This is a genomic window from Halalkalicoccus tibetensis (assembly GCF_037996645.1).
Taxonomy (GTDB): Archaea; Halobacteriota; Halobacteria; order Halobacteriales; family Halalkalicoccaceae; genus Halalkalicoccus; species Halalkalicoccus tibetensis.
This window is the reverse complement of the sequence record NZ_JBBMXV010000001.1, coordinates 786,516-799,252: the sequence shown is the minus strand read 5'-3', so window position 1 is coordinate 799,252 and position 12,737 is coordinate 786,516. Positions and strand designations below refer to the sequence as shown.

Here is a 12,737-nt window from a genome sequence, read left to right as displayed (position 1 = left end):
CCCGGACGGATATGTGCGGCGTTCTCGGCGACCGACGGGGGTACCGAAACCCCCTATCGCTCGCCGACCCGCTCGCCGACCAGCACCCCGACCTGGTCGTGGACCCGCCGGGCGCCCGTGACCGCGAAGCCCGCCTCGGTGAAGGCTTCGACAAGCGTGCCGACCGTGGCGGGGTCGTCGACCTCGGGGCTGTAGAAGGGCTCGGAGGGGTCAGGCTCGCCGAAGAACATCACGTCGCCGAGCACGAACCGCCGGGGTTCGAGCCCCGCGATGACCTGAATCGCCTCGCGCTTCTCCTCGTCCGAGAGGTGGTGCATCGCGAAGTTCGAGACGACGATATCTACCTCGCCAGTGTAGCCTGGCTCCCGGAAGCGCCCCTCGCCGAACTCGACGTTTTCGATCCCGCCCTCGGCGGCCTTCTCGCGCGCTCTCTCCATCATCCCCTCGCTTATGTCCCGGCCGACCACGCGCTTCGCGTCATCGGCCAGTGCCAGCGCGATCGCGCCCGTCCCACAGCCCAGATCGAGGACGACGTCCTCGGGACCCGGATCCGCGTGTTCGATTACGAGGCCCGCACAGGCCCTGTAGGCCTCGCTGTCCTGGCTCTCGTCGTAGTCGGCGGCGTGGTCGTCGAACCGGCTCGCGTGCTCCTCAACGGTCCTCTTCATACCGTCCCCTACGCACCCCCGGCTCCATGAACGACTCGGAGGCGATCTCGCGGTTGCGCTCGGCGATCCGTCCCCACTCGCGGAGTCCGTGTTCGGTCCAGTCGGCCGGAAAGCCGACCTGCTCGCCGACGGCGATCAGCTCGCGGGGCGCCCGGAGCTGGAGGTGGCTCTCCGGAGAAGCGCTCACCACGTAGGGCGCGTCGTACTGGGTGACGAGCTCGCGGAGCTTTCGCATGTCCGAGAGCGCCTGCACGCGCGGGCCGCCCGCGAGCCGGAGCACCCGCGAGAGGTCGAACTCGACGCGCACGCCGTTTCGCGCCGCGGCCTTCGCGAGCACGTGGTTGAAGTCGCCGTCGCCGGCCATCGGCCGAGTGAGGACGTCCACGCGCACCTGCTCGACCGCGAAGCGGTTCAGCTCGTTCGTCCCGCCGCGCAGCGCGAGGAGGGTGTGCTCCTCGCGGCGGTTCCCGAGGTGGCCGCTCGCGCGCTGTGGGCCGTCGACCCGGATCTCGGTGCCCCGGACGACGTCGACCCCGTAGCGCTCCGCGATCCGCTCGGCGTCGTCCTCCTCGAGGGCCGCGTCGTCCCGGACGACGATCCCCTCGAAGCCGTACTCGCTCGCGGCGTGGGCGAACCGGGCGGCCGTCGAGCGGCCCTCGGGGGCGGCGTGGATCGCCTCGTACATGCTCCCGGTTTCGGGGAGGGGTGCAATACCCGTGGCGGTTCGCGGGTTAGGGTTAACAACCTCGGCGATCTATCCCCACCCGTATGGCCCGACGCAACCCGTTCGACGACATCGAGGAGTTCTTCGACCGACTGAACAGCCAGTTCGAGGGACAGGGCGGCTTCGACCAGGAGGCCTTCGGCATGGGCGGGACGAGCCGCATGAGCATCGACCTCGCCGACCGCGACGGCGAGTTCGTCGTCACCGCGGACGCCCCCGGATTCGGCAAGGAGGAGATCGACGTCCGCGTCACCGGCCGGCGGCTCACGATCGAGGCCGAGCGCACCGAGAGCTCCGAGGACGAATCGGAGACCTACCTGCGAAGCGAGCGCCGCAGCGAGTCGCTCCACCGGACCGTCCAGCTCCCCGAGCCCGTCGAGGAGGAGGACGTCTCCGCGACCTACAAGAACGGCGTGCTGACGATCACGCTGCCGAAACAGGACCCCGAGACCGGCGGGAAGTCGATCGAGATCGAGTAGGCCGGTCGCCCCGTTTTTTCGTGGTAGCAACACACATGTGTCTCGGCAGGCATGGCTCTCCTATGCCGACCTGTTCGGGCTGTAGCGGCGATTTCACGCCCGAGGAGCTGGTGCGCCACGAGGACGGCCCGCTCCTGCTCGTTCACTGTCCGGACTGCGGGCTGTCGCTCGGGAGCTACCGCCGGCGATGACCGAAGAGGGTTCGTCCCCCACGCGGAGGTTGTGCAGGGCCAACCCCTATGGGCGCGTCGGTCGTATCGGCGAACGACCGGTTCGGCGGTGGACCGGGGGACCAGCCATGGAAAGCGTGAACCCAGCGACCGGCGAGCGGCTTGAAACGTACGACGACCACACCGAGGAGGACGTCGACCGCGCGCTCGATCGCGCCTCGGAGGCGTTCGGCGAGTGGCGCGACCGCCCCATCAACGAGCGCCAGGTGCTCCTCTCGCGGGCCGCGGAGGTGCTCCGGGAGAACCAGGAGGAGTACGCCGAGCTGATGACCGAGGAGATGGGCAAACCCATCGTGGAGGCCCGCGCGGAGGTCGAGAAATGCGCGTGGGTCTGTGACTTCTACGCCGAGCGCGCGGACGAGTTCCTCGCCGACGAGGTGCTCGGCAGCGAGCCCGAGTCCCGGTCGCTCGTCTCCTACGAGCCGCTCGGAACCGTACTAGCAGTGATGCCCTGGAACTTCCCGTTCTGGCAGGTGTTCCGCTTCGCCGCTCCCCACCTCACCGCCGGCAACGTCGGCGTGCTCAAACACGCCTCGAACGTCCCGGGCTGTGCGAAGGCCATCGAGGAGGTCTTCACGGAGGCGGGCTACCCCGAGGACGTCTTCACGACGCTGCTGGTCGGCTCGGACACCATCGACGACGTCATCCGCGACGACCGCGTGGCCGCGGTCACGCTCACGGGCAGCGAGGGTGCCGGGCGATCGGTGGGCGAGACCGCCGGCAGCGAGATCAAGAAGAGCGTCCTCGAACTGGGCGGCAGCGACCCGTTCGTCGTCCTCGAGGACGCCGACGTCGAGGCCGCCGCGGCGACGGGCGTCCAGGCCCGCACGATCAACTCGGGGCAGTCCTGCATCGCCGCCAAGCGCTTCATCGTCCACGAGGACGTCTACGACGAGTTCGTCGAGGAGTTCGTCGCGGAGACGGAGGCGCTCTCGATGGGTGATCCGATGGACGAGGACACCGACATCGGTCCGCAGGCCCGCGAGGACCTCGTCGAGGACGTCCACGAGCAGGTCGAGGGAACCGTCGAGGCGGGCGCGGAGCTGCGCACCGGCGGCGAGCGCCCCGACGGGGAGGGCAACTTCTATCCGCCGACCGTGCTGACCGAGGTCCCCCGCGACGCCCCCGCCGCGACCGAGGAGGTGTTCGGCCCCGCCGCGGCGGTCTTCCGCGTCGGGAGCGAGGAGGAGGCGATCGAGGTGGCGAACGACATCGAGTTCGGGCTCGGCGCCTCGATCTGGACCGAGGACCTCGAACGCGGCGAGCGCCTCGCCCGGCGGGTCGAGGCGGGCTGCGTCTTCGTCAACGAGCTCGTCAAGTCCGACCCGCGTATCCCCTTCGGCGGCGTGAAGAACTCCGGCTACGGCCGGGAGCTCGCCGAGCAGGGGATCCACGAGTTCGTCAACCGCAAGACCGTCTGGGTGCAGTCGCCCGAGGGCCCCGACGACGTCGCGACGGAGTAAAGGGGGCGGGCGAGAAAGACGACGCCAATGTGCGACGGGCGAGGACTCAGTAGACGGGGGCTGCTCCGCGTCGGTGCGGTCGGGGCGATGGCGGCGACGGCGGGCTGTTCGGACCTGATCTCGGGTTCCGGGCCGCTGGAGGACGAGGAGGAGGAGCACACGCTGACGGTATTCCTCGAGGACGCGGAATCGGGCGACCCGGCCACGGAGGCGTCGGTCTCGGTCGAGTCCGAACAGTTCGTCCCGCAGGCCGACGCGCAGGTTCCCGAGAGCGACGGGATCGTCTCCTTCGAGCTCGAGGACGGCGAGTACGTCGTGTTGGTCGAGAGCCAGGAGTACACGAACGTCGACGAACCGGTCTCGATAGAGGGCGAGGACGTCGAGATGACGATCGCACTCGAGCGCGGCTACGGCTGATCGGGGTCGCGCACGACCAGCACGGGAACGGGGGCGTTGTCGACGACCCGCTCGGTGACGCTACCCATCGAGAGCAGCTTCTCGCGGGGGCTCTTGCCGTGGGTGCCGATCGCGATCAGACCGATCCCCGCCTCCTCGGCGTACTCGACGATCTCCTTCTGGGGCGTGCCCGATCGGACCTCGCCGACCGCCTCGAGGCCCTCCTCCTCGGCGCGCGCGACGACGTGATCGATCGCCTCCTCGCCCTCGGCGCGCAACGACTCCTCGACGGACTCGCGGGCGTCCTCGGCGGCGCGAGCCACACGGGAATCGACGACGTAGAGCGCGTGGACCGTCGCGCCGTGGTCCCGTGCGATCCGCAGGCCGTGTTCGAGCGTGGTGTCGATCATCTCGCTGCCGTCGGTCGGGATCAGCACGCTGTCGTACATACGCGGGCGTTCGACCCCCGGCCACTTCTACCCTCCCCCGAACCGATCGGCGACGCAGTCATGGGACTCGCTCCCGTCGAGGTGGTATGGTCAAAGCCTCGGATCTACTGGTCGAGTGCCTCGAAAGCGAGGGCATCGAGTACGTCTTCGGCGTCCCGGGTGAGGAACTGGAGGACCTGCTGTTCTCGCTTCGGGACTCCGATATCCGGTTCGTCCCGACCCGCCACGAGCAGGGCGCGGCGTTCATGGCGGACGTCCACGGCCGGCTGACCGGCGAGGCCGGCGTCTGCCTCTCGACGCTCGGCCCGGGCGCGACGAACCTCATGACGGGCGTGGCCGACGCCCATCTCGATAAGTCGCCGTTGGTCGCGATCACCGGCCAGGGCGGGCGCGAACGGCTCCACAAGGAGAGCCACCAGGCGCTCGACGTCGTTCACATGTTCGAGCCGATCGTGAAGTGGAACACCCAGCTCGGCGAGCCCGAGATCGTCGCCGAATCGGTCAGGAAGGCGTTCAAGCTCGCCGAACACGAGAAACCGGGAGCGACACATCTGGAGTTTCCCGAGGACGTCGCCGCCGAGGAGACGACCGACACGCCGCTGCCCGCGCGCGAGCGGGTACGTCGGCCCGACCCCGACCCCGACTCGGTCGAGCGGGCGGCGACGCTGCTCGAACGGGCCGAGCGCCCGATCGTGCTCGCGGGCAACGGCGCGGTTCGCACCCGCTCGCGGGGGGCGGGCCGGGGTTCGGAGAGCGCGAACCGGCTCCGCGAGCTCGTCGAGAAGATGGGGCTACCGGTCGTCGCCACCTACATGGGGAAGGGTGCGATCTCCGATCGCGAGCCCCACTCGCTGATGACGCTCGATTCGGGGCCCGACGGCGAGGCCGCCGACGCCATCGAGGACGCCGACTGCGTGCTCGCAGTGGGCTACGACATCGCCGAGCACGACCCCGCGGGCTGGAACCCCGAGATCGGTACGACGATCATCCACCTCGACCACGAGCCCGCCGAGGTGTATCGCCACTACAACCCCGAGGTCGAGATCGTCGCGGACATCCCCGCGAGCCTGCGCGCGATCGGCGAGTCTGTGGACCCGCGCTCGGGGAAGTCGTGGTGCAGCGACGTCCACGACCGGATCGTCGAGAACGCGACGCGCCGGCCCGACGACGAGCCCTTCAGCGTGCGCCGAACGCTGCCGATCCTGCGCGAGGCGATGGCCGACGAGGACGTGCTGCTCTCGGACGTCGGCAGCCACAAGATGGCGATCGCCCAGGCGTTCCCGACCTACGAGCCCAACACCTGCATCGTCTCCAACGGCCTGGCGAGCATGGGAATCTCCGTCCCCGGCGGGCTCGCGGCCGACTTGGCCTGCGGGTCGAACGTCGTCGCGGCGACCGGCGACGGCGGCTTCCTGATGAACGGCGCCGAGATCGAGACGGCCACGCGGCTGGGGCTCGATTACACGATCCTGCTGTTCAACGACGACGACTACGGGCTGATCAGCGAGAAACAGGACGAACACCTCAGCGAGCACTTCGGCACCGAACTCTCGAACCCCGATTTCGTCGCGCTCGCCGAGAGCTTCGGGATCGATGGCTACCGGCCCGGGTCGTGGGACGAGCTAGAGGAGGTTCTCGAGGAGGTGGTCCCCTCCGAGGGAATGGCGCTGGTGGAGGTCCGTCTCGAATAGCGGAAAGCGGGCGACTCAGCCGGCGAGCGCACGCCCGCGTGGCGAGAGCGCGAACAGGCCGACGCCCAGAAGCACCCACAGCATCACCATCAGCCACTCGTAGGGCCAGACGAGCGCCGAGGCCCCGCCGGGCAGGTAGAGGTAGACGAAGAAGGCCGACAGGAGGAGCGCGATCGTGCCCGTCGCGTAGCCGGCGGGCACCCTGAAGGGGCGCTCCATCCCGGGTTCGCGCCGCCGGAGAACGAGGAAGGAGACGCAGACGAGCAGCCAGGCGATCACGATCCCGAGGCCACCGGCGTTGACGATCCAGCCGAGCATCTGCTCGCCGAACAGCGGCGCGAGCACCGAGGAGGCACCGATCAGCAGGATCGCGTTGTGGGGCGTGTTGTACTCGGGGTGGGTCTTCGCGAGGAACGCGGGAAGCATGTCGGACTGGGCCATCGCGAAGATCGCGCGGCTGCCGCCGATGATGAAGGCGTTCCAGCTGGTGAGAATGCCGGCGATCCCGGCGATGGCCATGACCTGTCCGAGGGTCACGCTGTCGAACAGCGTCTCCATGGCCGCCGCGGCGGGCAGCGGGCTCTCGACCAGCTGGGCGCCGGGCAGCGCCCGGCTGGAGCCCCAGATCACGGCGATGTAGAACAGCGTCGCCATCGCGACGGCGAGGACCGTGATCGTCCCGAGCGACCGTGTCGGGACGTCGGCCTCCTCGGCGGCCTGCGGGATCACGTCGAAGCCGACGAACATGAACGGCGTCGCGAGCACGACCCCGAAGATCCCCGCGGCCCCGGCGATCACGGGCGGATCGGGCGACGGCTGACCGCCGGTGATCGCGCCGATGACGAGGACGACCCCCGCGAGCGCGATGACGAGCGTGACGATCGCCTGGAACTGGGCGGCCGGACGGATCCCGACGTAGTTGACGGCGGTCATCGCGGCCGCACCGATCACGCCGGCCAGCACCCACGTCCCATAGACCGGTTCGCCGGCGATCGACCAGAGCTCGATCGCGTTGAATCCGGGGATCACGTATGCGAGCGCCGAGGGCAGCGCGACGGCCTCGAAGGCGACGACGCTGACGTAGCCGAAGGCGATCGCCCATGTACAGACGAACGATCCCAACGGACCGAGCGCCCGGTGGCTGTAGACGTGCTCGCCGCCGACGAAGGGCATCGCCGAGGCGAGCTCGCCGTAGAGCACCGCGACGAAGATCACCAGCGTCCCCCCGATGACGAACGCCGAGATCGCCCCGACGGGCCCGCCCTCGTCGATCCACTGTCCCGAGAGGATGATCCATCCCCAGCCGATCATCGCGCCGAACGCGAGTACGAACAGGTCGCGCTGGGTAAGCGCCTTCACCAGCCCGCGCTCGGTCGTTTCTTTCCCCGACATACACGCCCCCCACTCGGGAGTGGTTCATATACGTTCGGGGGACGGCAACGCGGCGTCGGAGCTACAGTATCTCGCGAACGTTCTCGACGGCCGACTCCTTCTTCGCGGGGTAGGCCTCGACCTTCGCCCGGAGGGTGATCCCCTCGCCGAGCCGGGCCTCGCCGCCGAAGGCGGCCTGCTTGTCGAGATAGAGGAACAGCTCGCAGTTCTCGGTCACGCGGTCGTCGAGCTGGTCGCGCACCCGATCGAGGTCCGCCGAGCCCCGCAACTGATCGAGGACGTGGCGGATCCCGTCGGCGTTCTCGACGCGCGCCGAGAACACGAGGATGCGATCGCCGTGGTGACCCTCGTTCTCGATGCGCTCGACCTCGGCCTCCTCGGGGAGGTAGGTCCTGAGGGCGTCCTCGACCCGCTTTTCGTCCTCGGTCGCATAACAGAACGCCCGGAGGTCGACGTAGTGCAGCGGGACGGCGGCCATCGCGCGTTACTCGTCCGCGTCGGCGTCGGCGGACGAGAGGTCGTCCTCGGGGATGCCCGTCTCCTGGCCGTCCTCGAAGCTCACCGTGTAGGTGGCGTCGCCGAACATGTTCTCCATCACCTGGGTCACCCGTCCCTCCTGGCCGTCGAACTCGCTGTGCTCGTCCGACAGCACGACGCGGTCGTCCTCGTCGAAGCTCATACCTACCGGTAGCTCCCGGTTCGGTAAAAGCAGCGTGGTTCGGTCGGCAAAGCGTTATTGCCGGTTCGAGCCCTTTCGGGAACCATGCACGAACTCGACCCCGCGACGGACCCGGGAGGTGGCTGATGACGACGATCGACGAGCTGTGGTTCCGCGCGAGCGAGGCGAGCCAGCGCGCCGAGCAGGCCTACCAGCGCCTCCGGGAACGCCACGACTCGTTTCTCCGGATCGACCACAGCCGACGGGTCTCGCGCTCGCGCTTTCGGACCCTGATCGAGCGCGTCCGCCAGTCGGGCGCGCCCTACGGCGCCCACACGATCGTCTACCGGCCCTCCGGCGAGCTCCTGCTCGTGCGCCACGAGGGCGTCGACCTCTGGGTGCTGCCCGGCGGCGAGGTCGATCCCGACGAGGGGTTCGAGCGGGCCGCGGTCCGCGAGCTCGCCGAGGAGGCCGGCGTCGAGGCCGACTACGAGGGGCTGGGCATCCTCACGCAGGTCACGATCCGCTGTGGGGAGTACGAGACGTGGGGCGTGATCCCGATCTTCGCCGCCCGCGCGCTCTCGACGGAAACCTACATCGCCGACCCGGACGGCGAGATCTCCGACGCGCGGTGGTTCTCGGAGCTCCCCGAGGACACCCGGGACCGCGAGGACCTGCTCGCGTGGCGCCAGCGCGAACTCGGGTTCTGAGAGCTACTGGTCGGGACCGTAGCTCTTGCCCTCGCGCGCGTCCGCGCGCATCCGCCTGAGGGCGGCCTGTGCGTTGGCGGCGTCGTAGCCGAAGAACACGTCCTCTCCGTAGTGATCGGCGACCTCGGCGGCCGCGATGAGGCTGTCGACGTCGACGTCGACAGCGTAGAGCTCGACGCTGAAGGGCGTCGAGAGCAGGCTCTCGAAGCCGCTCGCGATCGTCTCGAGCCAGTAGGTCGTCGAGTAGGCCATGTCGTAGAGGGGAACCACGAACTCGTCGACGTGGGGCTCGATGGCCTCGACGTCGAGGCCGGCGCGCTCGTAGAGGTGGCCCGGATACGGGTCGGGATAGAGGGTGAGATAGGTCTTGCCGGGGATCCGCTCTGCGGCGTCGGCGAGGAACGCCGTGATGACGGAGGCGCGCCACGCGAAGCGGTCCTCGAACTCGCTCTCCTCGAAGCGGGCGTTACAGCGCTCACAGAAGCAGTACTCCTGACGGGGAAAGCCGACGTCGTCGAGGCGGACGTCGCCGTTGGCGTCTGCGGCGTCGCTCACCATCTCCAACAGACCCTCGCGGTAGCCCTCGTGGGTCGGGCAGATATACGACCAGTCGAAGTAGGGTCGCTCGCGGGTCGCGAGCTCGCCCTCGCGGTTCCGGGGAACGAGCTCGGGCGAGCTCTCGGCGGCGGCGTTGTCCCCGAAACAGGAGATCATGTTGACCGCCTCGGGGATCGGCTCCGCGGAGCGCCCGCTGACGTCCTTCGACTCGTAGAAGGCGAGATCGAACTCGGGCCAGCTACACTCCTCCTCATTGCGCGTGACGACCCCGAACATGGGTGCAGTATCGGCGCGGGGCGTAAGTGCGTTGCTACGTCGGGCGGCCGACAGCGTTTTGATCGCGATGTTCCTGCACCCGGTATGGTTCAGCACCAACGGCTGGCGTACGCCCGCTACGCACGCAGGGGGTTCCTGTTGGGCGTGGCGCTGTTCGCGCTCGGGATCCTCGGCCACGCGGTCGGCCCGGCGCTGTTCGGGCCGCTGCCCGAGTGGGAACTGACGCTCTTCGCGCTGATGGAGTTCGGCGGGATCGGGCTCGCGCTCTGCTCGCCGATCGTCTTCGGCGTCGTCCTGCCGCTGATCGAATGAGAGCCGGCCGTTCCCATGGACGGCGTCGTCGAGACGCGGGTCGTGGTCGGCCAGCCGGCCCGGGAGATCATCGAGACGGCAGAGGAGGGCGGCTTCGACGCGATCGTGATCGGCAGCCACGGCCGGACGGGCGCGGCGCGGGTACTGCTGGGGAGCGTTCGAAATCCAGTGGGTTTTCGAGTCAAGCAGAACGCACCGCCTTCTGCTGACGTCGCGGAGGCGGTCGCGCGTCGGTCGCCGGTGCCGGGATCGTCCGCTGACCCGGGGTTATTCGACGCCGATGTGGTCGGCGAACTCCTCGCGGATCAGCGTCCCGCAGTAGTCACACCGGACGCCGTCCTCGAGGACCGAAAAGCGCGAGTCGACGGGCTCGCGCGCGGTCGTGATGCAGTTGGCGTTGGGGCAGGTGAGCACGCCGACGACCTCCTCGGGGCGCTCGACGCGGTGTTTCTCGATCACCTCGTACTCCCGGACGATGTTGATCGTCGCGTCGGGCGCGACCAGCGAGAGGACGTCGACCTCCTCCTGGCTCAGCTCCCGGCCCTCGACCTTGACGATGTCCTTGCGGCCCAGTCGATCGGAAGGGACGTTCATCCCGACGGAGATCTCCTCGCCGCCCGAGCCGTCGATGTCGAGGATCGCCAGTACGGTCAGTGCCTGGCCGCCGGTCACGTGATCGATGACGGTTCCGTTCCGGATTTTGCCGACGCGGAGTTCGTGGTCCTGGGTCATAGTAGCGAGTCGAGCAGCGCCATTCGCACGGGGACGCCGTTGTGTGCCTGATCGAAGTACGTCGCGTGGTCGGTGTCGTCGATCGCGGGGTCGATCTCGTCGACCCGCGGGAGCGGGTGCATGACCGAGAGGTCGTCCTTCGCGTCCTCGAGCATCGAGCGGTCGATCCCGTACGCGCTCGCGACCGCGCGGTACTCGTTCTCGTCGGGGAACCGTTCCCGTTGGATCCGGGTGACGTAGAGCACGTCGAGCTCCGGCAGGACGCCCGCGAGCTCGGTGTGTTCCTCGACCGCCGCGCCCGCTTCGTCGAGGTCGTAGCGCACCTCCGGGGGCAGCGCCAGGCTCTCGGGGCTGACGAAGTGCTGTGTGGCGTCGAAGTTCGTCAGTGCCTGGGCCAGCGAGTGGACCGTCCGGCCGTACTTTAGATCGCCCATGATCCCGATGGTGAGATCGTCGAGGCCCGCGTTCTCCCGGATGGAGTAGAGGTCGAGCAGCGTCTGGGTCGGGTGGTGGCCCGCGCCGTCGCCCGCGTTGATCACGGGGACGTCGACGAACTCGCTGGCCATCTTCGCCGCACCCTGTTGGGGATGGCGAAGCACCAACGCGTCGGCGTACCCCTCGATCACCCGGACCGTGTCGGCGAGGCTCTCGCCCTTCGTCACCGAGGAGGAGTCGACCGACCCCATGTCGAGGACGTCGCCGCCGAGGCGCTTGATCGCCGCCTCGAAGCTCATCTTGGTGCGGGTGCTGGGCTCGAAGAACAGCAGCCCGAGCAGCGAGTCGGTGTGGCGGGTGTCGCCCGTCGGGCGATCGAAGTCGGCCGCGCGGTCGAGCACCGCCTCGATATCCGCGCGCGAGAACTGTTTTGCGGTGAGCACGTGGTCATGCCGCATTACACCAACGGGGGGCGCAGGAGGCCTTCAATCCCGCGGTTGGGGGCCCGCGACATATGCCGACGATCGGGGTACATGCTTAACAGCACCCCAGCCGAAGTCGGGACGATGGTCGAACTGGGTTACACACTATCAAGCGAGGAGCATCCCCCGAACACGCTCGTCGAGAACGCCGCCCGCGCCGAGGAGCTCGGGTTCGAGTTCGTCTCGATCTCCGATCACTTCCACCCGTGGGTCGAGGCGCAGGGCGAGTCGCCGTTCGTCTGGTCGGTGCTGGGCGGGATCGCGCAGGCCACTGACGAGATCGACGTCGGCGTCGGCGTCACCTGTCCCACCGTCAGGATCCACCCGGCGATCCTCGCCCAGGCGACGGCGACGACCGCCGACATGCTCGACGGCCGGTTCTTCTTCGGCGTCGGCACCGGCGAGAACCTGAACGAGCACGTGCTGGGCGATCGCTGGCCCGAGTTCGAGGTGCGCATGGAGATGCTCGAGGAGGCGGTTGCGGTGATCCGTGACCTCTGGGAGGGCGAGAACTACAGCCACCACGGCGAGCACTACGACGTCGAGAACGCGAAGATCTACACCCTTCCCGAGGAACTCCCGCCGATCGTCGCCTCCGCCTTCGGCCCGAAGTCCGCCCGCGCGGCGGCGGACATCGGCGACGGGCTGTGGTGTGTCGGTCCGCAGGAAGAGCCCATCGAGAACTACGCCGAGGCCGGCGGCGACGGTCCGACGTACACCCAGATCGACGTCTGTTACGCCGAGAGCGAGGAGGAGGCGCTCGACACCGTCTACGAGCAGTGGCCCAACGGCGAGATCGCGGGTGAGCTGAGCCAGGTCCTGCCGACCCCGGCCCATTTCGAGCAGGCGGCGGAGATGGTCACACGCGAGGACGTCGCGGAGAGCGCCACGCCGCTCGGACCGGACCCGCAGCCGTTCATCGACAGCGTACAGGCGTGTATCGACGCGGGCTACGATCACGTCTACTTCCACCAGATCGGCGACGACCAGGAGGGCTTCTTCGAGTTCTACGAGGAGAACCTCGAGGGCGAGTTCTGACCGGCCGAAGGTTTATTCCTGTTTGAAAACATATATATTGTGAT

The 12,737-nt window shown here is 68.6% G+C and carries 17 protein-coding genes and 1 pseudogene; 9 read left to right on the top strand and 9 right to left on the bottom strand.

The window, feature by feature from the left end; translation table 11 throughout:
- Positions 1-53: 53 nt before the first annotated feature.
- Complete coding sequence (locus WOA58_RS04515) at positions 54-668, bottom strand: class I SAM-dependent methyltransferase (RefSeq protein ID WP_340602965.1); 615 nt, start codon at positions 666-668, stop codon at positions 54-56.
- Positions 652-1,353: an RNase P subunit p30 family protein gene (locus WOA58_RS04510; protein WP_340602964.1), complete on the bottom strand. Its 702-nt coding sequence runs from the start codon at positions 1,351-1,353 to the stop codon at positions 652-654. Before WOA58_RS04510 ends, WOA58_RS04515 begins: the two co-directional genes overlap by 17 nt.
- 83 nt (positions 1,354-1,436) lie before the next feature.
- Between WOA58_RS04510 and WOA58_RS04505 the strand changes: the two genes are divergently transcribed.
- The 4 genes from WOA58_RS04505 to WOA58_RS04490 all read left to right on the top strand — a co-directional run bounded on the left by WOA58_RS04505 (position 1,437) and on the right by WOA58_RS04490 (position 3,981).
- A complete protein-coding gene (locus WOA58_RS04505; RefSeq protein WP_340602963.1) occupies positions 1,437-1,871 on the top strand; it encodes an Hsp20/alpha crystallin family protein in 435 nt (144 codons plus the stop codon).
- Between the two features lie 62 nt (positions 1,872-1,933).
- A complete protein-coding gene (locus tag WOA58_RS04500; protein WP_340602962.1) occupies positions 1,934-2,062 on the top strand; it encodes a hypothetical protein in 129 nt (42 codons plus the stop codon).
- A 107-nt stretch (positions 2,063-2,169) separates the two neighbouring features.
- Entirely contained in the window at positions 2,170-3,564 is a 1,395-nt protein-coding gene (locus tag WOA58_RS04495; RefSeq protein WP_340602961.1) for an NAD-dependent succinate-semialdehyde dehydrogenase, read from the top strand.
- Between the two features lie 27 nt (positions 3,565-3,591).
- Positions 3,592-3,981, top strand: coding sequence for a twin-arginine translocation signal domain-containing protein (locus WOA58_RS04490; protein WP_340602960.1), 390 nt, complete (start codon positions 3,592-3,594; stop codon positions 3,979-3,981).
- On the opposite strand, the gene WOA58_RS04485 is transcribed toward WOA58_RS04490, so the two are convergent.
- Positions 3,972-4,409, bottom strand: a complete 438-nt coding sequence (locus tag WOA58_RS04485; protein ID WP_340602959.1) for a universal stress protein — start codon at positions 4,407-4,409, stop codon at positions 3,972-3,974. The genes WOA58_RS04490 and WOA58_RS04485 overlap by 10 nt on opposite strands.
- A gap of 86 nt (positions 4,410-4,495) precedes the next feature.
- On the opposite strand from WOA58_RS04485, the gene WOA58_RS04480 reads away from it, so the two are divergent.
- Positions 4,496-6,100 carry an acetolactate synthase large subunit gene (locus WOA58_RS04480; protein WP_340602958.1) on the top strand — a complete coding sequence of 535 codons (1,605 nt, stop codon included), beginning with the start codon at positions 4,496-4,498 and terminating at the stop codon, positions 6,098-6,100.
- Between the two features lie 15 nt (positions 6,101-6,115).
- On the opposite strand, the gene WOA58_RS04475 is transcribed toward WOA58_RS04480, so the two are convergent.
- From WOA58_RS04475 to WOA58_RS04465, 3 genes are all read right to left on the bottom strand, one after another.
- Positions 6,116-7,492, bottom strand: a complete 1,377-nt coding sequence (locus tag WOA58_RS04475; protein WP_340602957.1) for an APC family permease — start codon at positions 7,490-7,492, stop codon at positions 6,116-6,118.
- Positions 7,493-7,553: 61 nt separating this feature from the next.
- A complete protein-coding gene (locus WOA58_RS04470; protein ID WP_340602956.1) occupies positions 7,554-7,970 on the bottom strand; it encodes an RNA-binding protein in 417 nt (138 codons plus the stop codon).
- A gap of 6 nt (positions 7,971-7,976) precedes the next feature.
- Positions 7,977-8,171: a DUF1918 domain-containing protein gene (locus WOA58_RS04465; protein ID WP_340602955.1), complete on the bottom strand. Its 195-nt coding sequence runs from the start codon at positions 8,169-8,171 to the stop codon at positions 7,977-7,979.
- 125 nt (positions 8,172-8,296) lie between these two features.
- Between WOA58_RS04465 and WOA58_RS04460 the strand changes: the two genes are divergently transcribed.
- Positions 8,297-8,860: an NUDIX hydrolase gene (locus WOA58_RS04460; RefSeq protein WP_340602954.1), complete on the top strand. Its 564-nt coding sequence runs from the start codon at positions 8,297-8,299 to the stop codon at positions 8,858-8,860.
- Between the two features lie 3 nt (positions 8,861-8,863).
- On the opposite strand, the gene WOA58_RS04455 is transcribed toward WOA58_RS04460, so the two are convergent.
- Complete coding sequence (locus tag WOA58_RS04455; RefSeq protein WP_340602953.1) at positions 8,864-9,694, bottom strand: hypothetical protein; 831 nt, start codon at positions 9,692-9,694, stop codon at positions 8,864-8,866.
- A gap of 84 nt (positions 9,695-9,778) precedes the next feature.
- Here WOA58_RS04455 and WOA58_RS04450 point away from each other — a divergent pair, with 84 nt between their 5' ends.
- A complete protein-coding gene (locus tag WOA58_RS04450; RefSeq protein WP_340602952.1) occupies positions 9,779-10,006 on the top strand; it encodes a DUF7860 family protein in 228 nt (75 codons plus the stop codon).
- A 15-nt stretch (positions 10,007-10,021) separates the two neighbouring features.
- Positions 10,022-10,111: pseudogene (locus tag WOA58_RS04445) on the top strand (universal stress protein); the annotation flags it as partial.
- Positions 10,112-10,273: 162 nt separating this feature from the next.
- On the opposite strand, the gene pyrI reads toward WOA58_RS04445, so the two are convergent.
- Together pyrI and pyrB are read right to left on the bottom strand one after the other, a co-directional pair.
- The gene (pyrI, locus tag WOA58_RS04440) at positions 10,274-10,738 is read right to left on the bottom strand and encodes an aspartate carbamoyltransferase regulatory subunit (RefSeq protein ID WP_340602951.1); all 465 of its coding nucleotides are present in this window, start codon (positions 10,736-10,738) and stop codon (positions 10,274-10,276) included.
- On the bottom strand, positions 10,735-11,631 hold the full coding sequence (gene pyrB, locus WOA58_RS04435) for an aspartate carbamoyltransferase (RefSeq protein WP_340602950.1): 897 nt from the start codon (positions 11,629-11,631) through the stop codon (positions 10,735-10,737). The genes pyrI and pyrB overlap by 4 nt, the downstream gene beginning before the upstream one ends.
- Before the next feature lie 108 nt (positions 11,632-11,739).
- Here pyrB and WOA58_RS04430 point away from each other — a divergent pair, with 108 nt between their 5' ends.
- Positions 11,740-12,693 carry a TIGR03557 family F420-dependent LLM class oxidoreductase gene (locus WOA58_RS04430; RefSeq protein WP_390220501.1) on the top strand — a complete coding sequence of 318 codons (954 nt, stop codon included), beginning with the start codon at positions 11,740-11,742 and terminating at the stop codon, positions 12,691-12,693.
- The last annotated feature ends 44 nt before the right edge of the window (positions 12,694-12,737 follow it).